This window comes from Bellilinea sp., assembly GCF_034432615.1.
In the GTDB taxonomy this organism is placed as follows: Bacteria; Chloroflexota; Anaerolineae; order Anaerolineales; family Anaerolineaceae; genus Bellilinea.
The window spans coordinates 77,037-101,159 of record NZ_DAOUBL010000049.1; the positions used below are offsets into that span (position 1 = coordinate 77,037).

Genomic DNA, 24,123 nt, shown 5'->3' on the forward strand with positions numbered 1-24,123 from the left:
TATACAGCTTTTTAATTTGCAAATCGCTTGCAATTTTGATAGGATGATGTATAGGCAATTGTTCTTAAGAAGGTCGAGTAGAATTTAAGGGATGGATAAAGAAATCGCTCAACTGCAGAAAAAATCCGATTAAAAAACTGGCTTGATGATGTCTTTTATCAAGAGATCGGCTATCAGAAGTATTCGCAGTCAGATGCGGCTGATTGTGTTATTTCTTCTTGCCGCTTTTTTGATTATTGATGGTTTGGGTATTTGGCTGTTTATTTATCGTATTGAAAGAAACAGCTGGAAAGAAAGACAGAACGAAGCAATCGTTAATGCCAGTAACACCATCTCACAAACATTGGCACAGGTACAATCAGCGCTTTACTGGTTGGGCAATTTCGGCGATCCAGCAAGGCTTGAAGACCCGGTCGTGATTCGCACATTGGAGAGTCAGCTCCCGGATTTAATGGAGTTTGTCTATTTTGATCGGGATGGAAATGTCCTGTCAAAAGTGGCATTTGATGAAGAAATCCTGTTGGCTAATGTTGATCAGGTCATCTACACAAATTGGTTTTTACAAGCGAGGAATGGCAAAACATTCATTGGAAATATTCAATACTCGCCCGCTAATAAGCCATATATCATTTTTTCGGCCCCGGTTTTCCGGAACGGAAATGTTCTGGCGGTCCGCCTGAGTGCAGAGTTTTTACGAGAGGTTGTGGAGGGGATTCAATTTGGAGCAGAAGGAAAGGTCTATATTCTTGATCGGGACGGTTCAATAATCGTTCATTCCAAACCTGAACTCAGTAATGCTCAAATCAATATTCGTAATCGTCCTGAGGTGGTCAAAATTTACACTGCTGGTAATAAAATCTGGAGCGGTGAATATACCAACTTTGAGGGAGTGTCTGTCGCGGGTGTTAGTACGCCGATTCCAGCTACAAACTGGGTATTGATTATTGAAATTCCTGTCAGTGAAGTATATGAAAATACCCGGCTTGCTTCAATTCTGGTTATTGGTGGAATGCTGTTGCTGGGAATTGTTTTATTCCCTCTCTATTACCTGCTTTTTGAACATTTTTTGATGAAACCATTGAGTGATTTGGTCTCCGGGTCGAAAAGAATTGGAAAGGGGGAATTGGACTACCGCGTACCGGTTTTACAAACTGCTGAGTTCAATGATCTGGGATCTTCAATCAATCAGATGGCCGCTGATTTGCAGGAAAGAGACATTGCGCTACGCATCCAATATCAGGCACTTCAACAAGAAATAGAAGATAGACAAAAAGCAGAAGAAGCCCTGCGGATTCTAAATCAAGACTTGGAACAGCGAGTTTATGAACGTACCCAACAACTTACTGTAATCAATGAGAATTTGAAAAAGGAGATTGAAGAAAGAGAGAGGTTGGAGCGTTTGTATCAAAATATGATTGAAAGAATGCCGGCAGTATCTTATGTGATGAATCTCAAGAAAGAATTCTCCTTTGCTTTTGTAAGTCCTCAGATACAAGCCCTGACCGGTTGGGAGCAGAAAGATTGGATTGATAATGACGATTTTCGATTAAAGTGCATTCACCCAGAAGATGTTCAGGAATTTATGGCATCCTTGAAAAGGTGTATTGAAAATCACGAGCCCTTCCACCATGAATACCGTATCATTCATCGAAATGGGGATATTGTATGGGTGGAAGATTTTGCATCTCCGTTACTTGATGGTAGTAAACAGGTTGAATCCTATCAGGGGGTGATGTTGGACATCACCAATCGAAAGAAAGCAGAAGCCGAACTGATTTATAATGCTTATCACGATGTTTTGACCGGTTTGGTTAATCGGGCTTATCTTGTTGAACGATTAAACTTGCTTCTTTCAAGGAGGCATCCATACTCCGAACAACCCTTGTTCAGTTTATTGTTTATGGATTTGGATCGGTTTAAAATCATCAACGATAGTCTGGGGCATCGTATTGGCGATCAATTGCTGGTTGAAGCTGCCCGTCGGCTGCAAATTAACCTGTTCCCGACCAGTACGCTGGCGCGTTTTGGCGGTGACGAGTTTGTGATTCTGATTGAAGGGGATGACCCGCGCAGAGATGCGATTCAGCTGGCGGATAAAATTCTCCTCGATTTTCAATCGCCATTTGTTCTTGATGGGAAAACTTTATTTACGACCATAAGTTTGGGATTAGTCATTGATAATGGTGAATATGTAGAACCTGATGAAGTTTTAAGGGACGCAGATATTGCCATGTACCGAGCAAAGGCGCGTGGCAGAGCTTGTTATGAAGTATTTTCCAAGCCATTTTTGGATCAGGTGATTAATCGGCATCAAATTGAAGCCTTGTTGCGGGATGCGTTGAACAGAAATGAATTTAATTTGTACTATCAGCCCATTATTTCACTCAAGGATAGCCGCGTAGTTGGTTTTGAAGCTTTAATCCGCTGGATCACCCCCCAACATGGTTTGATTCAACCTTCTGAATTCATTTCTTTGGCGGAAGAAACCGGATTAATCCACCAAATTGATCGTTGGGTAATGCACGAAGCCTGCCGCCAGGTGCATGAATGGTACGAAAAAGGATTATCCCCTTTCCCATTCACGGTTAGCGTAAACCTTTCGGGTAGTCTGTTACAACAAGGGAATGTGGTGGGAATGATTCATGAAATTCTGGAAGAAACGGGAATTTCACCCAGATCCTTAAAGATCGAGTTGACGGAAAGTGTGTTCTTGGAAACCAGCCCATCTGTCAATCAGCAACTTCAAAGCATCCGTGATCTTGGAATTCATTTGCAAATTGATGATTTCGGTACCGGGTATTCCTCACTTTCTTATTTGCAACGTTTTCCGATCACGGCAATTAAGATTGACCGCAGTTTTATCAGTAGAATTGGTGCTCAATTTTCCGGTACCGAAATTGTTCAGGCAATTATTGTCCTTGCCAAAGAATTGGGTTTGGAAACAATTGCGGAAGGAATTGAAACAATCAGCCAGCTTCACTGGTTGAAAGAAGCTGGCTGTGATTACGGACAGGGCTATTTGCTTTACCGCCCAATGGATGCTGAGTCTACCGAAACGCTGTTGAGGAATATCGGCAAAGACGAAATGGCTGATCAAAAGTCGTGATTAAAAACCGGCTTTTGGGTCATCTTAATGTAAGAACATGCCAATCAAGCCTTGTCCATTTCCAAAAGCAACGATTAATCCGGCAAATACCACAGAAACCATAGACATTAACTTTATTAAGATGTTCAGGGATGGGCCGGCAGTATCTTTGAGGGGGTCGCCAACGGTATCTCCAACCACGGCTGCCTTATGAGCCTGTGAACCTTTTCCACCAAACTCGCCAATTTCAATATACTTTTTGGCATTGTCCCATGCCCCGCCCGCATTGGACATCGTAATAGCCAGGGCAAAACCTGTTGCCAGTGTTCCGGCCAACAGACCGAGAACACCGGCAATCCCAAAAACCACTCCAACAACAACCGGAACAATGATCGCGGCCAGCGCTGGCGCTATCATTTCTTTTTGGGCAGCTGCGGTACTGATGGCAACGCAGCGGGCATAATCAGGTTTTTCTGTTCCCTCCAAAATGCCGGGAATTTCATGGAATTGCCGGCGTACCTCTTCAACCATGCCTGCTGCGGCACGACCAACCGCTCGCATGGTCATGGAAGAAAATATAAATGCGGTTCCCACACCGGTGAACAAACCGGCAAGAACGGCTGGGTTGAGGAGGGTTACGTTGTAATACTCCATAAAATTCTGCATTGTCATTTGTGCAACACTAATTACTTGATTACCGATGGTTACTTCTTTGATACCCCGCAACTCCATCAGAACCAAGCGAACTTCTTCAAGATAAGCCGCCAGAAGTGCCATGGATGTAAGCGCCGCCGAACCAATTGCAAAACCTTTGCCGATTGCCGCAGTGGTATTGCCCACCGCGTCCAATTGATCGGTGCGCTCGCGCACAACCTTATCCAATCCGGCCATCTGGGCATTGCCACCGGCATTATCGGCGATTGGCCCGTAGGCATCGGTCGCAAGGGTAAAACCCAGCGTAGAAAGCATGGCAACTGCAGAAATACCCACACCAAAAAGACCCATCAATAAATTTTCCGCACCACCAGCGACATAGTAACTGAAAATGATGCCAATCACAACCGCAGAAATGGGTAGGCCGCCTGATTCCATTCCAACAGCAAGACCCTCAATCAGGGCGGTGGCAGGGCTGGTATGGGCCTGTGCGGCAATATCGCGGGTTGGCTGAAAGGCATGCGAGGTGTAATATTCGGTGGCCTTACCAACAACAATACCCACAACTAAGCCAGCGAGAATGCATAACCAGATGGCCAGCCAGTTGGGCAGGGCAAGCAGGAACAGGATTGGGAGAGAAATAACGGCAATGCCAAGTGAGCTGAGGTATAACCCTCGGCTTAAAGCGCTGATTAGTGCTGACTGATCTGCATCCTCCCGGGTTCTGACAAGATAAATTGCCAAAATGGACAAAATGATGCCAATTGCCGCCAAGGCGATTGGGGTAGAAATATAAACCAGACCGGCTTGCAATTCGCTTCTGGAATCTAAAAATGCAGGTCCAGAAAGACCCACTGCTGCGACACCCAGAGCTGAAGTGGCCAGAATTGAACCGGCGTAGGATTCATACAGGTCAGCGCCCATACCAGCAACGTCACCGACATTGTCACCCACATTATCAGCAATTGTGGCAGGGTTGCGGGGATCATCTTCTGGAATGTTGGCTTCTACCTTGCCAACCAGATCCGCCCCGACATCGGCAGCTTTGGTGTAAATACCGCCGCCTACCCGGGCAAACAAAGCCTGTGTTGAAGCGCCCATTCCAAAACTTAACATAACGGCAGTGATTTGGGGAAGCGGGTTGGCCGCGATACTAATGAAACTTTCGGGAAGTAAGATTGGAAACAAATAATACAATAAAACAAACCACACGGTAATATCCAGCAGAGCAAAGCCGACCACGACAAGTCCCATCACTGCACCGGCGCGTAGAGCAACTTGCAAACCATCATTGAGGCTTTTACTTGCCGCAAAAGCCGTACGCGCAGATGCGTTGGTGGCAGTTTTCATGCCGATAAAACCGCAAAGTCCCGAGAACAAGCCGCCGGTAATGAAGGCAAAAGGTACAATTGAATTTTGAAGTTTGAAGTAAGCAAGGGTAAGAAATATAAAAAATAATACTGCAAAAACAATCCCCACCACACGATATTGACGGGATAAGTAAGCCATTGCCCCTTCTCTAACAGCCTGAGCAATGAATTGCATCCGTTCAGTGCCTTCAGATAACTTCATCATTTGTTGATAAAAAAGTCGGGCAAAGATCAGGGCAATCACGGCTGCGATTGGACCAAGCCACCACATCAGGGGAATGGGTTCACGAATGGAAGAAATTTTTTCGGCAAAAATATCAAGAAGAGGATACATTGGTTTATTCTCCACCTAGTTAGTATTATTGATTTAATTTGTCTAACAATTTAACCGTGAAAATTATAATTGAAAAAACTTTACAAATCAAAGTCTGCTAACAAATAGCGGAAAAAATTTACTGTACAAAGACCAATCGGCTATAATTTTACAAACCATGGATTAAAGGTTGTATTTTCATGATCAAAATAAAACATTTTGACTGGTTAGCTCCAATTTACGAAAAAATCATAACCGGCGAGGTATCGCAAATTTTAATCAATTCACTGGATTTGCAAGCGGACCATTTGGTATTGGATGCAGGGGGTGGTACAGGAAGAATTTCCGCTGGTTTAATCGGAGAAAACCGGAAAATTATCGTTGCTGATCCTTCCCTCCAAATGCTTAGACAAGCTCGAGATAAATCTGGGTTGCTTTGCACAAACTGTGATGCAAGAGAAATGCCTTTTAATGACGACCTGTTTGATCGAATTGTCATCGTAGACGCTTTCCATCACATGACGGATCAAAGGAGCGCGATAAAAGAATTGTGGCGTGTACTAAAGCCCAATGGATTATTAATTATTGAGGAACCTGATATCATTCATTTTCGGGTTAAGATAATTGCCTTCTTTGAAAAAGTATTGTTAATGAAAAGCAGATTTTTAAGGCGCGAAGAGCTTATTGAGATAATAAATGCTCATCAACCAAAGAAAGTAATGATGTACAATCAAGATTATACCTACTGGGTCGTTGCCACAAAATAGACGGCGAGAAAGGCTAATTTTAAACATGGCGGATGAAAAAAAAGAACCGGTCTGGAAATTCAGAGGCTATGAGTTGCGGCCTTCGGAGTTTACCACGGCAATGGTGCATTATTATCGTGCTGAAATTCAACGCAGCAATCTCTGGCGCAGCAGGTTGGATTCAACGACCAATTGGGCGGTTGTAACGACAGGTGCGACGCTTTCATTTGTGCTTTCCAGTCCGGATAATCATTTTGTCATTATCCTTTTGACAACCATTTTGATTTTGGTGTTTTTGTGGATGGAGGCCCGCCGTTACCGTTATTATGAACTATGGAGCTACCGGGCGCGGTTGCTTGAAACTGATTTCTTTGCTGCAATGCTTGTTCCTCCTTTTGCTCCTCATGCGGAATGGGCTGAAAGTCTTGCTCAATCATTGTTGCAGCCTGAATTCCCAATTACCATGTGGGAAGCTATTGGACGCCGTTTGCGGCGGAATTATTTCTGGATTTTTATGGTGCTTCTGGTTTCCTGGTTGATTAAAATTGGATTACATCCATACCCTCTGACGAGCTGGCAGGAATTTGTTCAAAGATCATCTATTGCTTTTATTCCTGGCGAGGTTATCATCGCCGGAGGGGCGATTTTTTATCTTGGATTGATTATCCTGGCGATTTGGACGGCTCGCTTTCATCAGGCAAGCGGTGAGGTGCTGCCCAAGTATGATGTTTTTACACCTCCAGAGAAATTAAGCCCTCGAAGACCCGAATTTACGAAAAGAAAACAATTGCTGGTTTGGATTGTCACAGATAAACCGAACGAATTATCACAATCCATCATGCAAACGATGCATCGGGGGGTGACTTCAATTAGCGGAACAGGAATGTACACCCAGAAAAGTCACTCAATCTTGATGGTGGCAGTTACAGTAACAGAAATTGCTGAATTAAAACGAATCGCTCAAAATGTTGATCCCGCAGCGTTTATTGTGGTCAACCCGGCACAGGGCGTATTTGGTGGCGGATTTCAACCCCTGACTATGGAGGAAGAAAAATAAGTCTTTATCCAGTTTGGGTTTCGGCGTTTTCCCCTTCTAAATCTTTTTGATTTTGGTCAGAAAACCAGTAGCCGACTCCCCATTTTGTAATGATGTAACGCGGATTGCTGGCATCGGGCTCAATTTTTTCGCGCAGATAACGGACGTACAATGACAAACTGGCGATAGCGTCAGTGTAACCTTCTCCCCACGCTTCTTTAAGAAGGTCTTCGTGGGTAACGACCGCGCCGATGTTTCGCACCAAACAGGCCAGCAACCGATACTCGGTAGGAGTAAGGTGTAACATTTTACCGTTACGATAAACATGTTTGGTTTCAAGGTTAATTCTGAGAAAACCATCATCATATTCCAGGACAGTTGTATCTGAATTGGCAGTTGATTTCTTGCTGCGCTTTATCAGCGCAGAAATTCGAGCCTCTAATTCTCTGAGACTGAAAGGCTTGCGCACGTAGTCATCACCGCCGACTTCAAATCCCTTGACAAGATCTTGTTCGCGTCCTTTGGCAGTCAAAAATAAAATGGGGACTTCAGTGATCTTTCTCAATCGTTTGCACACCTCATAACCATCCTGACCGGGCATCATAATATCTAAAATAATTAAATCTGGGCGGTTTTTTTGCACAGCAAGGACTGCTTCATTGCTGTCATTGATTCCAATGACTTCATAACCTCGGGGTGATAAATTTACCCTCACCAGTTCACATAAAGTTTCATCATCGTCTATCATTACGATTTTAGATTTCATCAGAGTTCTCCATTATGGGTATAGAGAATCGAAAACAACTCCCTTTTCCGGGTGTACTTTCCACGCAGATATTTCCTCCTAGCGATTCCGTCAGCATCTTGGCTACATACAACCCAATTCCATGGCCATAAACTTCTTGAGAATCGCCGCCGGTAGCGCGATAAAAACGGTTAAATATCAAGTGCTGCTTATCCGGTTCAATACCCGGACCGTGGTCAATTACAAAAATTTCAGCGGCTCGGTTGTCCTTTACGCGCAGCTCCACACAAATTTCACTATGATCGGGGGAATATTTGACTGCATTATCCAACAAATTACTGATAATTGAATTGAGTGCATTTTCATCTGCCATTACCCAAACTGGCTGAAGGGGTTTGAGAAATTCGATGCGTCGATTTGGTGCAATAATCCGCCATTCTTCAATCAGGTTCTGCACGACAAATGTCAAGGGTAAAGGCCGCAATTCAACTTTGAATTGATGAGTTTCCAGTTGATGGACATCCAGAATTCGGTCCAAAAATTGGGACAAGCGTTGACTCTCTGTAGATAATGTATCCAAAAATTTTCGATCTGGGAGAGGTTCGTTTTTATCTAATGTGGTTGCAATCAATTCGCTGATGGATTGGATTTTCGTCAAGGGGGTGCGCATTTCGTGGGAGATTGAAGAAATCATTTCTTCCTGAAGCCGGTTCAATTCCTCGCGTTCGGTGATATCCCGTAATAATACAACAGCACGAGAAGGGGCTTGATTTTCCTCAAATACCGGAGCTACCGAAAGATTCACAATACGGCGTTTTGAGTTAGGGGGATGGAGGGGAATTGTTTCCAGAATGAATGGGGCGTGGTTCTCCCAGGACTTTTTTAGTTCATGAATAAAGTGGGTACAGTTTTCATTTGAAATACCAAAAGTGTCACAGAAATTTGTGCCGATGACTGCACTTTCTGGTAGACCAACCTGTTGAATTGCTGCCGGGTTGGCCGTGAGAATAACCCCATTTCGATTGATGGTTATCAAGCCATCGGTTACAGATTCGATAATCAGACTGGTTTGTTGTTTTTCTTTGTAAATCTCCTGAAACAGGCGAACATTTGTCAAAGAGGTTGCGGCGTGGTCTGCAAGCAGAGAGAGAATCCATTGACTGGTACGATCAAAGGCTTCAACCCGTGTACTTTCGGTAATGATGATCCCCAGCAAAGATCTTCCATGAGAAATATAACAGCATAATTGAGATGCGGAATACTTAAAGATAAATGGGAAGGATAATTCGAGATTGTTGTTACGCTCTAAAGAAGAAGCAGAAATGGCTTCTTCAAGAATTTGATTGGTGCGTTCCGAGTTGATTTCTTCCCCGATCACTTTTTGAATTGTAGAGCCATCGCTAGCATGGAAGCGAATTACGCCTGCTTCAGCCTGGGTAATATCAAGAGCAGTGGAAAGGGTCAGCTCGATGACTTTTTCTGCATCCAAAAGAGTATTGAGAACTTGACTGGTGCGCTGGATAGTTGAAAGCTGGGAGATTTGTCTTTCTAACGCATAGTCGGTACGTGTATATCGGTAGGCTTGTTCAATGGCTTTTTCGACAGCCGGAATAAACTCGTTCAAACGTTCAATATCCTGCTCGTAAAAATAACCGGTAATTTTGTTGATTAAAACAACACGCCCCATTTCGCTGCCATTGGATTGATACATCATTCGGCTCATTACCGATGTTACGGTGTTTGGTGAAGGAAGGTTTTCGACCAGGATTGAGTTCGGATCATCAAGGTTGTTAAGGATGAAGGATTCATTTTGGGAAAGAATGAAACTCCCCAAAGTTGGGGAATCGCCCTCGGATCTGGCGCGTAAGGCCGCCCGGCCCTTATCCGTGTAAATTTGCCACTGTTTGGTGATGGGATTTTGTAATACCAGACAAACTTGCTGGACGCGAATTATTTGATGAACTTGATTAATAACAATTCGAGTAATCTCCTCCAAATTGAGAGTCTGGCTTAAGAGGGTTTCGCGGTTTTTCAATGCCAATCGCAACGATGACCTTTGGCGAACCGAATTGGATAAGTCGCCAATCACAAGCGCAGCAATATACAACAGCAGGCTAATTCCGACCCGCTCGATGGATTCAAAGGTAAATCCATACATCTTAATAACAAAAGGAATTTCCAATAAAAATAAACTGCTAAAAATTGTCGCTCCAATCAGTCCGGCAATCACCCCAAAAAAGTAGGCCATTGAAATTACCGGAAGCAAAGCGATTAGATGAGATAGTGGAGAAGTGGAAAGATTATCCGAAAGATTTAGATGATAAACACCAATGATTGCCATGCTCACAAAAGAAACAAAAAACAACGCAAGATCACGCGGACGAATGCGTTGTGGCATTTCTTTTTGCAAGGAAGGCGGATTATTGGAAAGGTTCATAGGTAAAACGGTTGAATAATCACCATTGAAAATGCCAGATTCGCAGCGAAAACGACATACAAATTTCGCCAGCGATAGATGATAAATACACTCACAACGGAAAGGATAAACTTGTAAAACAATGCAATCACTCCAAACGGAAGCGTATTTGGACTTTTAGATAAGTATAGTAAGGCTGGTAAATATACCACCAGGTTTAAAGCGCTGATCCAGAGGATGGTCTTTTTCAGCGGAATTGACTTTTCATCAAAAAGCAGGGAGAATAATTTTCCCCGGAAGAATAATTCCTCTGCCGGGATGATTAAACCGGCAAATAAACCGAACAACCAAACCAGTTTTTCTGCATTTAAACCGGGAAGTGGAAGATTAATTATTGGCAAAAAGCGAGATACCAGAAGCCCGTGGAACGCCAATCCAGCCCCCATGAAAGCACCCGATGCAATATGAAGAAAAGGGTGGAAAGGTGTAAGGCTATATCTTCTGGATTGCGGCAGGTTCTTTTCAAAAATCCACGCCAAAACAATCCAAACCAGAAATATTGCCAGCAATGCGCTCCAACCGGAATACGAAAAAATGGTTGGCTGTAAATCGGGGTTTGTGAACCACGTGAAGGTTGAAAGTGCCGATAAGACTAAAATAAAGGCTAAGTAGAGAATATTTTTTTGAGGAAGCCCAACGAAGAATTTTTTTAGGCTTTGCAAGTATAAAACAGGTGAAAAATAATAAATCAATAACAGGTTGTGAGATTGCCAATTTTTGATAAAAGGATAGATGAGCAACAAACCAAGCGGTAAAGCAATGTTTAGAATAAGAATATTACGCCATTCCTTATTTTGCTGTGCGGCAAGAGTTTGGCGATGGGATCGTAAATCATTGCGGATTTTCAGTAACAACGCTTCCATGAAAAAATATTTTAGATCAACCAAAATGAATGACTATATTATTTATGATTATACTCGTATACTGAGATTATTGATTCCACCCCTGAATCAGGGTTTTTCTACGAGTTGCCACAACACCGGTCTGGTTTTTGTATCAGATATCAACCAGATGCTTCCGTTTTCATCTTGGGCAACCAAATCAAAATATTGTTCAGAGAATAGTACCGTTCCGCTTGGTGTGATATGAAAAAGCTGTTTTTCGGTGAAAGCGAAGACGCATGCGGTGGGTGTGAAAAAGATTTGAGGTGGCAAAAGCCCATTGAAACTGGTGATTTTGAAAAGATTTTGATTTTTACGCTGGTAAAGTATGTGCTGCTCAACCATTCCATTCGGGTTGATGATTGCCCCTAATAACCATTGGTTTTCATCATTATCAGTCCATATTGGACCAAAACGAAAAGTTGTGTTATTTGAGAGTACATTGGTATATAGCGGAGTCCCCTCAACCCATCCCTGACCGTTATATTCCCAAAGGCTATCCGGTGTGGTAACTAAGACGTTACCATCATTGATGATCGTCATGTTCGTAACACAAATGTTTTCAATGGGAAATTCAGTTCGCTGCCAGGTTTTACCATCAAATTGAAGTGGCGAAGATCCTCCAATCCATTGATTCCCCTGCCAAAAACAAGCTGCAACCCATACATTCCCGGTTGAGGGATTGCGGCTGATTGTAAAAACGGACTCAACGCCTGACTTATAAGGAAGTTTTATACCAATTTCGGTTGCGGTGAAAATCCGCCATCTACTTCCATTGAAGAATCGAACATCATTTGAAGTGGCCAGCCAGGTATTTTTCCCGTCGGCCAAAAAGGATGGATGGAGAGTGGGTAGAGGAGGGGTGAAAAATTTTGCAGGTAATATCCAGCCGTTCTCTTTGCTGTATTCAATGGTTCTTAACCCATCCCATCGGAAAACTGACCCCGATTTTTCAATGAGGTACCACATGTTTGATTCATTATCTACACCAATCGGGGTATTTCTAAAGCGTTTTACAAAAGTTTCTTGTTTGGCTAAATCAAGAATTGCCAGACCATAATTGCCTGACAAAAACACTTTATTACTTTGGACGGCAAAACTTTGGATTAAGCCAATTTGAATTTTGTCTAAGCGGAATTTTAAGTTTACTGAGGAAATTAATTCATGTTGAGATGAAATGCAGGGAGAGTATAAATTTTGAGCACCTGCAGTTTGCGAGTTGTTATCTTGACATTCATCATCAATTGTTTGAATTGCTGAGCGAATAGTTCCGGAAATATAACTAGAGGGTGAAAAATTTTCTGAGAAAGAAGGGATGGATTGATGACTGATTCCTACAGATACTAATAACAGGCCAACACTAAGAATAAATCCATTTACCCGAGCCAACGAGGTATTCATTCCCATGTTGAAATTGTACCTCATTGGATGGACAAATGTTTATTGGGAAGCTCCAAGGGTTACACTCAACTCACGGAGAGCCCTTTGACGATAGAATTTGATGGCCACAGTTTCGCCAGGCTGATGGGCAAACAGTGCATTCAAATAAGAACGCTGCTGATTGATTTCTAATTCACCGATTTGAACAATAATATCTCCTCTTTGAAGACCGCCCCGGTCAGCCGGGCTGCCGGGTTCAACACTGGTGATGTAAGCGCCCCATTCAACCGGTAATTGATATCTGCGGGAAATGGTGGGATTGATCCCCTGCCAGGTAATCCCCAAATATGGACGGGAGAAAAAACCTTTGGTAATAATTTGCTCACTGATCAGACGAACGGTATTGGATGGTATGGCAAAACCCAATCCTTCTGCAATCGTTGTTGTACCGATGCCACCGCGCACAATTAAGGTGTTAATCCCAATTATTTCGCCATTAAGATTAACCAACGGACCTCCGGAATTACCCTGATTGATGGCTGCGTCGGTTTGAATCAAGTCTTCCATGGCATAACCTTTTCCGGTATTCAATACCCGGCCTGTAGCGCTGACGACACCTACAGTGACAGTATTGCGAAATTCACCCAGCGGTGAACCAATTGCAATTACCGTTTCACCAGGATTTAGACGGTCTGAGTCGCCAAAAACAGCAATAGAGGGCATTTTACCTTCGGCTTTCAACACGGCTAGATCGGCGTACACATCAGCGTTTATCAACATTGCTATTTCCTGTTCGCCATTCGACAGGATTACGGATAAATCAGTTGTACCTTCAACAACATGATAATTTGTGACAATATATCCCTGTTCAGAAATGATTACGCCGCTACCACTTACTGTTTCATCTGGTGCTTTGCCAAAGAAAGTCATTTGTCCAGGAATTGTTCCAACAACGGTAACCACCGCTGGAGATACCTTTTCAACAGCACGGGTGATTTCTGTCTGTATATCGGTTTGAGAAAAAGTTAAAACCGATGCAGTGGGCATCGGGTAATTTTCTGTGGCGTTGACAGACAAATTAGTTTTTGAAACTTGATTTAGAACCAGTAATCCTCCACCGATTGCCCCAATGAATGCGCTCAAACAGGATAAGACGATGACAAGTATCCCGACAACAAGACCTTTTCGCAGGGACATATTTGATCCTCCGAAGGAAAATTCTAAGGCGAAATTGTAAGGATAATATTAAGAATTTGTTGAAAGATTATAAAAAATCAAAAACAACGGAAAAGAAATATTCGTATAGCCAATTAGTGAGAATATAAATTTCGATAGAATTTATTCCTCCGAGGAATTGTCGTTCAAAATGGATTTTTTTAATTGATTGCGCAATTGAATGATTTGATCCGTAACCTGTCGAATATGAGAAAACAACTCTGAGTTGTGCTTTATTCCTTCGTTGATCAGTAGAGCAGCGGCCTCAGAGCGGCTTTTTGCGATTTCAGCTTCGATCAGCATATCCATATGCCTTAATGTTTCATCGTTAACGCGTACCATGACAACATTGCCCCTGGATTGTAAAGCCTCACCAAGGGTTTGCCCAATGTTTTCAACCTGTTTCCAGGCTTCTCGCAAAGGATCAGATGGTTGTTTTTTGGATGAGGGGGTTTCTAAGTCCGGGGTGTCCTGATTTTTTTGATAGTGGTTGTCAACTTGTTGCTGAGACACGGTGTTTTTCTCCTTTGTAACGGAATTACACGTAATATTATAACATAAAAAGCATTAAAACAAAAAAACGCGATCCAATTGAATTCGCGTTTTTTGAGAAAATTTTGACCAATGATGGCTTCAAAAAATGGTTTTGATGGCTGAATATAAATTTTGGTGAAATTGAATTTGTTTGTAATAGGTGAGTGTGGTTGCGGTTTTGTATTGTTTTTTTCCCCTTCCTGTAGCCACAAGATATAAATTGGGTATGCCTCCCAGATACCCTGCTTCGATATCTGAAAGAGCATCGCCAATGAGAATTGTTTCCCTCAAGTCAATTGCGTATTGATGAGCTGCTGTAATAATCATGCCGGGTTTGGGTTTTCGGCAGTCGCAATTTTCTTCAGGTGCATGGGGACAGAAAAATACCTGATCAATAAATCCTCCGTTTGAAACAATGACCTCAAGAATTTTTTGGTTAATTTCCAGATATTGTTCAATCGAAATCAATCCCCGGCCAATGGCTGATTGATTTGTGATGAGAAACACTTTGGGTCGATCCTGGAGATGATTAATCATCTGTAATGCGCGCAATGAGGAGGGATAAAAGTGGACATCCTCCCATCTTCGCACATAATCGGCGCGATTATGAATGATCACGCCATCCCGATCTAAAAAGATTGCTTGTATCCTTTTGTGATTTGACGGATTACGATTCACCGACAATAAAATGTTTTACGAAGTTTTTGGCGAAGTTCGATCTTTGATTTCTTTTTCTGTGATCTTGCCGTTCGAACTCTCTTTTTTGACACCTGCATAATAATAATGGCTGTAATAGGTCGCGCTTTTGGGGGAGATGCCATTCATAATGTAACCCAATATATTTGCATTAGCGCGAATTAACTGACTCTTCGTTTTTTGAAGCACATCGCGACGCGATTTTCCCATGCTAACTACAACCAAAACACCATCTACGCGGGCGGAAAGGATAAGGGCGTCTGAAATAATGAATGGCGGGCCATCAATAATGATGACATCCGCGACTTCCTTAAGCATTTCAAGAGTTCTGAGCATTTCTTGCGAGCCTAACTGCTCAGATGGATTGGGTGGAGTTGTGCCAGAAGGAAGTAAAAATACCTGATTTTTGAAAAGAGGTATCAAACACTCTTTACCAATTTTGCCATCCTGCAACAAATCTCCCAATCCCTTTTTATTCTTAAGTTGAAATTTTTCATCTAATTCTGATTTATAAAAATCAGCGTCAATCACAATGACCCGTTTTTTGGCTTTTGCTAAAGATAAAGCTAGGTTTATTGCAATGGTGGTTTTTCCTTCCGAATCGCCGGGACTGGATATAAGAAGTGTCTTTACTGTATTGCCAAGTCCTGAAAATTCGAGGTTAGTACGCAAGGAACGAAAGGAATCCGTAATGGGAGAAAAGGGTTCATCATTGACATAGCTTAAAGGTTCAACGTCTTTGGGAAAGCGAGGAATTTCTCCAAGGAGAGGTTTTTGTAAAATACGGTCCACCTCTCCCGAAGAGTGAATTGCCTGATCAATCCACTCGATAATGTAAGCGCTTGCAGCTGCTAAAGCAAAACCAATCAACATTGAAGTCACCACTGTAATTAAGCGGTTAGGTCCAATTGGACGAGTTGGAATTTCAGCGGGCTCAATCACACCCAGGGTGTTTAAAGCCCCTCGCGAACTACTGGACAATAACCGGCTGTAATTTTCCTGGAGGCTGGTCAGTTTATTTTCGAGTGCATTGATCTTTTGTTGGGTTTCAGTGATTTGACTGGCGCTATTCAGGCTGCCTAATTCAGTTTTGAGTTTAGTAATCTCATCTGTGGTATCGGAAATGTTTTTTTCTAAAGTAGATAATTGCTGATTAATAAAGGCCTGCCGTTCCAAATCATCATCCTGGGCAGCGGAGGGTCCGCGTTTAATCAGCTGCTTTGCCAGCTCGGCTGCAACTGCCTGTGCTCTAACCGGATCTGAATCGGTAACGGTTATTTCGATCAATTGGGTATCCGGTAGTGCCCGCGCCGTGTACTGTGGAATCCAACTCAAGTTCAATGCTTCCATGGCTGCCTTTCGTACCGGTTCGCGGGTAGCCATATCAGCATAAATGGAGGCTAATTGCTGTTCTAAAAAGAACTGTGAGGTGTTGGGGTTGGGATTGGTGAGGGATTGTCCAATAATGAGGGTTGTTCTGGATTGATACATTGCCGGCTGGCCAAGCGTGATGATAAAGCTGGCTGCAGCGGCAATCAGACCAGCTGCTAAAATCATCCACCACCACTTTAAAAGGGGGGCGTAGTACGTTTTTAAGTCCATTGTTGATCCTTGTAGCAATTCAAACCAATACCCTCATCTTCATAAAAATTGTAACCGGATTTATTAATTATTTCCATAAAATTTCTATAGAAATTACTTAGAATTTGACTCTATAGTCTCATAGTAGATATTTTCAAGTTTTTGTCCAATCCTTTTCCACGAATGCTCTTTTTCTACATAAGTTCGTCCAGCCTTCCCAATTTTTTGAGCAGTTTTGGGGTCCGAGAGCACTTTAAGGATCAATTCGGCGTAATGTTGAGCATCTTCACCAATCATTACTTGTTCGCCATTTACAATGGTCAATGCGGATACAGCCAACGGCGAAGCAATTACCGGAATTCCGCAGGCCATTGCTTCTAATACTTTATTTTGGACACCTGCTCCATAATTGAGAGGAGCGAGCGCCAGAGTGGATTTTTGCAGGTATGGAAGAATTTCAGGAACAGTTCCGGTAATTTTTATTTTGGGGTGATCGGAATATTTTAAGAGAACTGGTGGGGGGTCTTTGCCGACCACCCATAGTTCGATATCGTCATTTTTTTGCCACACGAATGGCATAATTTTGGTAATTGTAAATAATGCCATATCAACATTGGCGTGATAACTCATTTTCCCACTGAGTAAAATGACGTTCTTAAGTCTTTCCTGTAAAGGAATGGGGTAAAAGTAGTCCAAATCAACACCATTGGTAACAACCTCAACCGGACTTGTTGGGGAAAGCTTTAAGAATTCTTCCTGATCTTTTGGCGATGTTACCAGCAGTTTATTGAATTTTGTTGCAAGCAACTTCTCAAATTTTTCAGTCCTTTGTAACTCAAATTTGATTAACCAACGCAGCAGTTTTTTTGGATGATTTTTTTGGGTCTGTCGGAACAAATGGGTAATTGAATCAACGCTATCCCAAACAACTGGAATTCTATACTGACTTTTAACCATGAGGGCATACTTTGCACCTCGTAAATGTTCCACATGAACCACATCAAAATTTTGTTGAGAAATGAACAATTGAATATCTTCTTTTAATTGATTACTCCAACTATATACCGCTTGAAGTGGTAGCCTTGAAGGAAAAGCCTGAAGGCAATTGAGCATGGATCGCCACTTGGGTAAATTAAAACCTGTTGCTTTTAAGGAGGCGGAGTTAATGAGTTGATCAGGTTGGAACTCTTTTTCAACCAGGTATAAAAGGGTGATGTTATGTCCAAGAGCCAATAAGGACTTAATCAAATTATAAGATCGAACCCGAATCGGGCTGGGAGAATAAGGCACAACAAACAAAATGTTCATGAAAGGGTGACTGCTTTTCTTTGTTGAATTTTTTGGATTAAATCTGAAAATCCGACGGCTGCAAATAAAACCAGCACTGCATCAACTGGTAGCCTGTAACGAATTAATGTCCAGGTAAAAATGTGAATCAGACTGTAAACCAAAATAAACAGTAATAGTAAAAATACGGGGGAGTAGAGGGTTACTTTTTCTTCACCTTTCTTTGCCAAAGTAGTCATCAGCCCGTAAATCATAAAAGGTAAAAACACTCCAAAACTTCCTATTCTTGAAATATTGCTAAGAATTGAGGAGTGAGGCGAAGGCCAAAACATGAAGTAAACTGGAATACGACTGAGGGAAAGGAAAAAATAACGTAATGGATCTTGAATAACGAATTGCAATCCACGATTTAATAATTCACGATCCAGAGCAGCCTCGTTTAAGCCATAAAGTTCTTTTGGCAGTAAGTCGAGATAGGTGGATTGGGACAAAATTCCTTCAAAGTGTGTGCCATAAATGGGATGATTTGCCCAGTAAAATGCAAAACCGGCATTGGTATTTAGCAGGACAAATTGATTAAAGCGCTCGTAGTTGTAAATTGTGAACGGGAGAATAAACAATGTGATGATCAGCACATTTATTCCGATCATTTTGAGAGCGGGGACGAGATAATTTTTCCTTAAGACAAATAAAAGCCATGTATAAAGAAATGGCAGAAATAATAGAAATGCCTGTCTCAATAATATGGTCAATGAAGTTGCTACACCCAACAAAAAAGCGAAAAGAAGGTATTTCCTGGGGTTTTCAAGGATCTGATTGGCATTTTTGACAATCCAGCCAGATGTGCCGAGGATTGCGAGTATGCCAGCGATATAAAAAGGTTCGGTCATCAACGTTGCCGAATAGTAAACGAAGTAAATATAAACCGAGGTTATCGCAGCAGCAATTAAGCCGACTCTTGAATTGAAAGAGAGTTTGCCAACAACAAAAATTAATAAGGGGTGAATTATTCCAATAATCAAAGCCTGTAACAGACGCACCAAAAGAGGGTGCGGACCAAAAAGCCAATAGATACCTGCAACAAAATAAGAGTATAAATAGCTCCAATGAGCCGTGGGTTCTCCAGCCTGTGTGGCTGGCCACCATGGGCGATCAAATGTAAAACCATACCCCCCCGCCAATCGGATTCCCAGGGTGTGATAACTGATTTGATCAGAAACGCCAGGCATTTCGCTAATTTGATTACCCAGAAATAAAGCCGCTCCCACCCGGAATAAAACTGACACAAAGGTAATACCGATCAATAATTTGAGTGTATTTTTACTGTCACTTAAAAAGTTCAACAAATTTCGCATCGTTTAGATTTGATAAATCCTATCCAGTTCTTTCAAAACTACTTTCCAGTCATAAAGGCTGGTGACAAGTTTTCTGGCGTTTTCGGCCAGGGTTTGTTGTTGAGCGGGTTGGTCAAGTAGGTTTAGGACCGCCTTTGCGAAAGAAATAGGATCATTTTCGACCAATACATCCATCCCATTGTTGGCTGCGATGCCTTCTAGACCAATTGTGGTTGTGACCGCAGGAATGCCTCTGGCAAATGCTTCCAATATTCGAACGCGCATCCCGCCACCTGCTAAAACCGGCACAACCATCAGTGCGGAATTTTCAAGATGAGGGGTCAAATCTTCTACATACCCTTTGATTTGAATATCTTCACCAAATGGAGCAGCAAGGTGATAAAAATCTTTGGGGGGATTTTTTCCAATGATCGTGAGGGTTGCTTTGCCATTTATTTTCTTTATCAGCGGAAAGACCTCCCGTAAAAACCATCGTATTCCGTCTGCGTTTGGGGGGTAATTCAATGATCCAATGGTCAAAATTTGTTGTGATCCTTTTTTTCTCATCACAGGTTGGATTTCCTGGGTATTGACTGCTATGGGCAGTACATGCAATTTTGAAAGTAGTGATGGGTCATTGGGATTTTCCAACAATAAATCACGATCAATGTCTGTTACGGTAAGAACATGATCAAATTCCTGCACCAGCCTATGTTCGAATTTCTTTAATTTTTTTGCTTCCTGAGAAACTAACGGACGAATAAACAAAGGCACTTGGGAACGCATCCGTTCTAAAATAGCCCAGGTGGCGTTGTGGGCGTCAAAAATGGTTTTGGATGATATATAAAGACTGTTCCGTTTAAGAATAAATTGAGCCATGTTAACCTGATCAATGTGAATCACGTTAAAGGTTTCTTCTACCAGCAATTTTTTTATGGCTTGCATCATTGCGGGACGAAAATCTCTTTCAATCAAAAAAGGTGTACCTCTCAACTGACTACTCATCAACGAAAGCACATCTCGTATCTTGGTGCGCCGGATAGGTACCGAAATTACTTTTTCGCACACTCCTTTGAGGTATGGTAAATATTTTTCCTCTTCTTTTCGAACAAAAGTAATCAGTGTAATAGAATATCCCTGCTCTGCAAGGTACTTGAGAACATGCCATGTTTTAATACGTGGACCTGCATCGGGTGGATAAGGCACAATCAGAGTAAGGAAGAGAATTTTCATTTTGAGATTCTAAAGGTGTGAGAGAGAGGCAACCAGATATTTGTAATTTTCTTGAATTTGTCTTTGTTGGATTTTCGCGTCGGGGTTAATCCAGCTTACCAAAGGAGAGAGAAATAAGCGAAGCAAAGAAGCAATTAATAAAATAGTTTTATAAATGAATGTAACAAAATTGCCATGATGTTTCTTGAAATATTGGATTTTTGCCCGATATAGTTGTAAAAACATTTCTCTGGCAAATTGTGAGGTACTTTGCCCGCCATAGTGAATCACACGTGAAGTAGGAACCCAGTAATTTTCAAAACCAGCTTTTACTAATCTGTAACAAAAATCAACCTCTTCTGAATAGATGAAAAAATTTTCGTCTAACCCCTTTAGAGCATCCCACAAATTACGTTTGATCATCAGGCTTGTGCCTTGAACCACATCACATTGATGGGGTGATTTTGTATCCCATTTATGCTGAGGATACGACCCAAATGGAATTATGCTATCAAGATGAAGCAGCCGCCATAATTCTCGAAACAAGGTTGGGAATGGATAGCAGGAGATTTGAAAAGTACCATCCGGGTTTTTTAGATACGAACCCGCAGCACCTGCAGAGGGTTTAGAAGTCAGGAAGTTATAAAGTTCATCAATCGCGCCTTCCTCGACCACTGTATCCGGATTGAGCAAAAAAAGATATTGCCCCTTTGCGTAAGAAGCCCCAAGATTATTAGCTGCGGCAAAACCAATGTTGCTTTCAGATTGAATAATAGGGATTTCTGGAAATTTCTGTTGAAGTTTTCTCACGCTGTAATCGGTGGAGTTATTGTCTACGACGATAATTTCAACAGGAACATCAGAAGGTTTTCTCTTGAGACTTTCAATACAATTCATCAAGAAGGTTTCGACATTATATGAAACGATGATTATCGAAACTACAGGGTTGGTACTATTCATTTTCTTGTGGATTGTACCGTTTGCGCAATTCGATGAATACCAGAGCTCCCATGAAAAACCAGCCTAAAACACTGGCGCGGAACCCTTCCATACCGACATTATAGACGAACGGAATCACCCAATCTCCAAACATCCCGGCCACCAATATCCCAACCACTCCCCCTAAAGCAGAATAAATATAGGCATGTTCAAATCCCCGGTTGTCAGTTTGTTTTATGGCTTTCCATCCGGATTTGAAAATTTCAAAAATCATCCATAGGTAAGCGATCAATCCGAGAAGTCCTACCTGAGCGACGATGTCAATATAGTTGTTGTGTGAATTGAAACTGACAGAATATCCCATTATGCGATAAAAAGGTGTAAAAAAGTAATAATTGGAAGGTCCTAAACCAAACAGAGGATTGACTTTAATAATTTCTCCAAGAATTTTCCATGCTTCTAATCGAGTGAGTAAACTGTACTCATTATCGCCGCCCATAATAAGCTCATTAGCAAATTGGGATGAGATCAGGAGAAAAACTCCGGTTATCCCAGCCACGGAAACTGCCAGTTTCGGTTTGGTAATGAAAACCACAAAGAAAATTGATGCCAACGCTGGAAACCATCCTGATGTCCAGGATTGTTTCATGATCAAGAGGTTGTACAAAATAGCCAGAGTGCTAATCCCCAACATAACCCGCCACTTCGTGGCGAGATTCCGGTTCAGGTAAGCCTGCCCAAAGGTTAAGATCAACAACCAAAGCCAGAACAAACTATCCAGAACTGCTCTTTGAAAGAAACGATTAACATATGGGCGTAAGGGAGGAATCAGAAATGCGAGGTTGTAAATTCCACCAAGAATAATAAAAACCCAAACGGCAGATTGTAGCCATTTTAGATCAGTCAAACGGTGGATGGTAACAATCATAGTCAAGGTAAGCAGGATAAACAAAGATAATCCGCCCAATTGAGAAAAAAGAGAAGCTGATCTTCCCGGATACCAGGGTAATTGACCAAAAAGAAATGCAATAATCGCAATGACAATAAATATGATTGAGGGGGTGATTACCGAAACGGGTAATAGTCGAATTTGTTTTTGCCGGGTAATCATATCGAACAGCCACAATCCAATCATTCCAATTGAAACAATCATGGCACTGTTGATACTGGTTTGTGTGCCTGTATTAATCCGGATTGGAACAATCAAGCTTGCTGCAACTAAAATTGGGAATCCTGCACCAGGCCATTTCAATAATACAACTGCTCCAACAATAACCGCTATGCTTCCAAAAAGGAGATAGGCAAGAAGATTGCCCATAGCCAGCATGGGTGAAAGGATTGCAATAAGAATCAATATGATGGGGATCATAATCCATTTGAATAATGGATGCTCTGGATTTAGAATTTGAACAGGATTGATTGTCGTTTTCATTTTGAAGCTGCAAGCAATTGGATTGTCCGGTTTAACTTTTCACCGATAATTCGCCAGTCATACACGTTTTCAACTAAATTTCGCCCCTCACGGATTATTTTTTCTCTCAAGATCTGGTTTTGGAGAATACATATAGTACTATCAGCAAAATCTTTTGGTGAATCGGCAAGCAAAAGATGTTGCCCGTGCTGAACATCCAGCCCTTCAGCTCCTTTTGATGTTGTAACTACGGGGGTGCCGGCGGCCATTGCTTCCAATATTTTTAAGCGAGTCCCTGCGCCATGCCGCAAGGGCACGACACATGCCGCACAGGAGGATACCAAACTGGTGATATCATCAACAAAACCGGTAAAAATCACATGGCCATTGCGACGGGGGAGAAGGCTAATATCTACATTTTCATTTTTCCCTGTAATCAGTAATTTGCAATCGGGTATTGTTTCAATAATAAAGGGAAATATTTCAGACAAAAAAAAGTTCATTGCATCAAAATTTGGCCAATAACTCAATGAGCCATTAAAAATCAAATTATGGTTAGAGGAAGTATTGTTTTGAACAAGGGGTATTTTTGTCTCAACACCATTGGGAATTGCGATAATTCTCTCTTGGGGCAGGTTGATATATTCGGCGGCGCGCGATTTGTCCAAATCTGAACAAACAAGGGCAAGGTCAAATTTTTGGTAAATCTGATTTTCATAATTTCTGAATTTCCAGTAGGCTAAATATCGTCTTTGTTTTTGGAAAAAACCTGCTGCATTCAGGAACAAGTCTCGGAGCATCAGCGCTAAGAGATTATCCATATCTACAACACGAAGAGTATGGGGGATCTTTAATGCATAGGGTGCGGTAACAAAAGTGAGAGCAATAACTAAATCGGGCTGCCAATCCACCGAAAAATTTTGAACCGTTGTTGCCATCTTTTTTGAATAACCCGCAACTACTGAACTGGGTAAGGTTGTAAAGAAACCCAACCAAGTTTTGATCCGAGGGTAATGAAAAGGGTGGTGATCAACAACAATTACCTTTTTGCAATATTGATGCAGGTGTTCAATCCATTTGTCGTTTATCGGAGTATCTTGAAAAGAAATTATAGCAACCTCGTTTTCCTGACTCAGGCTGCGAATCATGTTGTAAGCCCGAATTTTACTCCCCTGGATCGGCGGGTAAGGAAACCATGTGGATAATATCAGAATTTTCATTCGTTTTG

At 42.0% G+C, this 24,123-nt stretch carries 18 protein-coding genes; 3 read left to right on the forward strand and 15 right to left on the reverse strand.

All coding sequences use genetic code 11. The features are described 5' to 3' along the window. Positions 1-193: 193 nt before the first annotated feature. Entirely contained in the window at positions 194-3,106 is a 2,913-nt protein-coding gene (locus tag VAE48_RS02590; protein ID WP_322791749.1) for an EAL domain-containing protein, read from the forward strand. Between the two features lie 24 nt (positions 3,107-3,130). Here the strand turns inward: VAE48_RS02590 and VAE48_RS02595 are convergent, their stop codons facing one another. Beyond that, on the reverse strand, positions 3,131-5,443 hold the full coding sequence (locus VAE48_RS02595; RefSeq protein WP_322791750.1) for a sodium-translocating pyrophosphatase: 2,313 nt from the start codon (positions 5,441-5,443) through the stop codon (positions 3,131-3,133). 179 nt (positions 5,444-5,622) lie between these two features. Between VAE48_RS02595 and VAE48_RS02600 the strand changes: the two genes are divergently transcribed. Both VAE48_RS02600 and VAE48_RS02605 read left to right on the forward strand, forming a co-directional pair. Beyond that, positions 5,623-6,189, forward strand: coding sequence for a class I SAM-dependent methyltransferase (locus VAE48_RS02600; RefSeq protein ID WP_322791751.1), 567 nt, complete (start codon positions 5,623-5,625; stop codon positions 6,187-6,189). A 25-nt stretch (positions 6,190-6,214) separates the two neighbouring features. Next, positions 6,215-7,225 carry a DUF2270 domain-containing protein gene (locus tag VAE48_RS02605; RefSeq protein WP_322791752.1) on the forward strand — a complete coding sequence of 337 codons (1,011 nt, stop codon included), beginning with the start codon at positions 6,215-6,217 and terminating at the stop codon, positions 7,223-7,225. 4 nt (positions 7,226-7,229) lie between these two features. On the opposite strand, the gene VAE48_RS02610 is transcribed toward VAE48_RS02605, so the two are convergent. From VAE48_RS02610 to VAE48_RS02675, 14 genes are all read right to left on the reverse strand, one after another. Next, positions 7,230-7,970 carry a response regulator transcription factor gene (locus VAE48_RS02610; RefSeq protein ID WP_322791753.1) on the reverse strand — a complete coding sequence of 247 codons (741 nt, stop codon included), beginning with the start codon at positions 7,968-7,970 and terminating at the stop codon, positions 7,230-7,232. Further along, a complete protein-coding gene (locus VAE48_RS02615) occupies positions 7,960-10,347 on the reverse strand; it encodes an ATP-binding protein (RefSeq protein WP_322791754.1) in 2,388 nt (795 codons plus the stop codon). Before VAE48_RS02615 ends, VAE48_RS02610 begins: the two co-directional genes overlap by 11 nt. A gap of 35 nt (positions 10,348-10,382) precedes the next feature. Next, a complete protein-coding gene (locus VAE48_RS02620; protein WP_322791755.1) occupies positions 10,383-11,288 on the reverse strand; it encodes a hypothetical protein in 906 nt (301 codons plus the stop codon). Between the two features lie 87 nt (positions 11,289-11,375). Beyond that, positions 11,376-12,713, reverse strand: coding sequence for a hypothetical protein (locus VAE48_RS02625; protein WP_322791756.1), 1,338 nt, complete (start codon positions 12,711-12,713; stop codon positions 11,376-11,378). Positions 12,714-12,746: 33 nt separating this feature from the next. Then, positions 12,747-13,883, reverse strand: coding sequence for a S1C family serine protease (locus VAE48_RS02630; protein WP_322791757.1), 1,137 nt, complete (start codon positions 13,881-13,883; stop codon positions 12,747-12,749). 141 nt (positions 13,884-14,024) lie between these two features. Continuing rightward, complete coding sequence (locus tag VAE48_RS02635; RefSeq protein ID WP_322791758.1) at positions 14,025-14,414, reverse strand: hypothetical protein; 390 nt, start codon at positions 14,412-14,414, stop codon at positions 14,025-14,027. A gap of 120 nt (positions 14,415-14,534) precedes the next feature. After that, a complete protein-coding gene (locus tag VAE48_RS02640) occupies positions 14,535-15,113 on the reverse strand; it encodes an HAD family hydrolase (RefSeq protein ID WP_322791759.1) in 579 nt (192 codons plus the stop codon). A 15-nt stretch (positions 15,114-15,128) separates the two neighbouring features. Next, positions 15,129-16,733 (reverse strand): polysaccharide biosynthesis tyrosine autokinase, encoded by a 1,605-nt coding sequence (locus tag VAE48_RS02645; protein ID WP_322791760.1) that lies wholly within the window; start codon positions 16,731-16,733, stop codon positions 15,129-15,131. Positions 16,734-16,826: 93 nt separating this feature from the next. After that, positions 16,827-18,020, reverse strand: coding sequence for a glycosyltransferase (locus VAE48_RS02650; RefSeq protein WP_322791761.1), 1,194 nt, complete (start codon positions 18,018-18,020; stop codon positions 16,827-16,829). Then, entirely contained in the window at positions 18,017-19,342 is a 1,326-nt protein-coding gene (locus tag VAE48_RS02655) for a hypothetical protein (protein WP_322791762.1), read from the reverse strand. Before VAE48_RS02655 ends, VAE48_RS02650 begins: the two co-directional genes overlap by 4 nt. Positions 19,343-19,357: 15 nt before the next feature. Further along, positions 19,358-20,566, reverse strand: a complete 1,209-nt coding sequence (locus VAE48_RS02660; RefSeq protein ID WP_322791763.1) for a glycosyltransferase family 4 protein — start codon at positions 20,564-20,566, stop codon at positions 19,358-19,360. 9 nt (positions 20,567-20,575) lie between these two features. Continuing rightward, the gene (locus VAE48_RS02665; RefSeq protein WP_322791764.1) at positions 20,576-21,505 is read right to left on the reverse strand and encodes a glycosyltransferase family 2 protein; all 930 of its coding nucleotides are present in this window, start codon (positions 21,503-21,505) and stop codon (positions 20,576-20,578) included. Next, a complete protein-coding gene (locus VAE48_RS02670; RefSeq protein WP_322791765.1) occupies positions 21,498-22,916 on the reverse strand; it encodes an O-antigen ligase family protein in 1,419 nt (472 codons plus the stop codon). Before VAE48_RS02670 ends, VAE48_RS02665 begins: the two co-directional genes overlap by 8 nt. Further along, complete coding sequence (locus tag VAE48_RS02675; RefSeq protein WP_322791766.1) at positions 22,913-24,115, reverse strand: glycosyltransferase family 4 protein; 1,203 nt, start codon at positions 24,113-24,115, stop codon at positions 22,913-22,915. Before VAE48_RS02675 ends, VAE48_RS02670 begins: the two co-directional genes overlap by 4 nt. Positions 24,116-24,123 lie beyond the last annotated feature (8 nt).

What these genes read in the sequence shown, in the direction of transcription:
- VAE48_RS02590 (WP_322791749.1), top strand. Translation starts at nt 194, where the DNA reads ATGCGGCTGATTGTGTTATTTCTTCTTGCCGCTTTTTTGATTATTGAT.
- VAE48_RS02595 (WP_322791750.1), bottom strand. Translation starts at nt 5,443, where the DNA reads ATGTATCCTCTTCTTGATATTTTTGCCGAAAAAATTTCTTCCATTCGT.
- VAE48_RS02600 (WP_322791751.1), top strand. Translation starts at nt 5,623, where the DNA reads ATGATCAAAATAAAACATTTTGACTGGTTAGCTCCAATTTACGAAAAA.
- VAE48_RS02605 (WP_322791752.1), top strand. Translation starts at nt 6,215, where the DNA reads ATGGCGGATGAAAAAAAAGAACCGGTCTGGAAATTCAGAGGCTATGAG.
- VAE48_RS02610 (WP_322791753.1), bottom strand. Translation starts at nt 7,970, where the DNA reads ATGAAATCTAAAATCGTAATGATAGACGATGATGAAACTTTATGTGAA.
- VAE48_RS02615 (WP_322791754.1), bottom strand. Translation starts at nt 10,347, where the DNA reads ATGCCACAACGCATTCGTCCGCGTGATCTTGCGTTGTTTTTTGTTTCT.
- VAE48_RS02620 (WP_322791755.1), bottom strand. Translation starts at nt 11,288, where the DNA reads ATGGAAGCGTTGTTACTGAAAATCCGCAATGATTTACGATCCCATCGC.
- VAE48_RS02625 (WP_322791756.1), bottom strand. Translation starts at nt 12,713, where the DNA reads ATGGGAATGAATACCTCGTTGGCTCGGGTAAATGGATTTATTCTTAGT.
- VAE48_RS02630 (WP_322791757.1), bottom strand. Translation starts at nt 13,883, where the DNA reads ATGTCCCTGCGAAAAGGTCTTGTTGTCGGGATACTTGTCATCGTCTTA.
- VAE48_RS02645 (WP_322791760.1), bottom strand. Translation starts at nt 16,733, where the DNA reads ATGGACTTAAAAACGTACTACGCCCCCCTTTTAAAGTGGTGGTGGATG.
- VAE48_RS02650 (WP_322791761.1), bottom strand. Translation starts at nt 18,020, where the DNA reads ATGAACATTTTGTTTGTTGTGCCTTATTCTCCCAGCCCGATTCGGGTT.
- VAE48_RS02660 (WP_322791763.1), bottom strand. Translation starts at nt 20,566, where the DNA reads ATGAAAATTCTCTTCCTTACTCTGATTGTGCCTTATCCACCCGATGCA.
- VAE48_RS02665 (WP_322791764.1), bottom strand. Translation starts at nt 21,505, where the DNA reads ATGAATAGTACCAACCCTGTAGTTTCGATAATCATCGTTTCATATAAT.
- VAE48_RS02670 (WP_322791765.1), bottom strand. Translation starts at nt 22,916, where the DNA reads ATGAAAACGACAATCAATCCTGTTCAAATTCTAAATCCAGAGCATCCA.
- VAE48_RS02675 (WP_322791766.1), bottom strand. Translation starts at nt 24,115, where the DNA reads ATGAAAATTCTGATATTATCCACATGGTTTCCTTACCCGCCGATCCAG.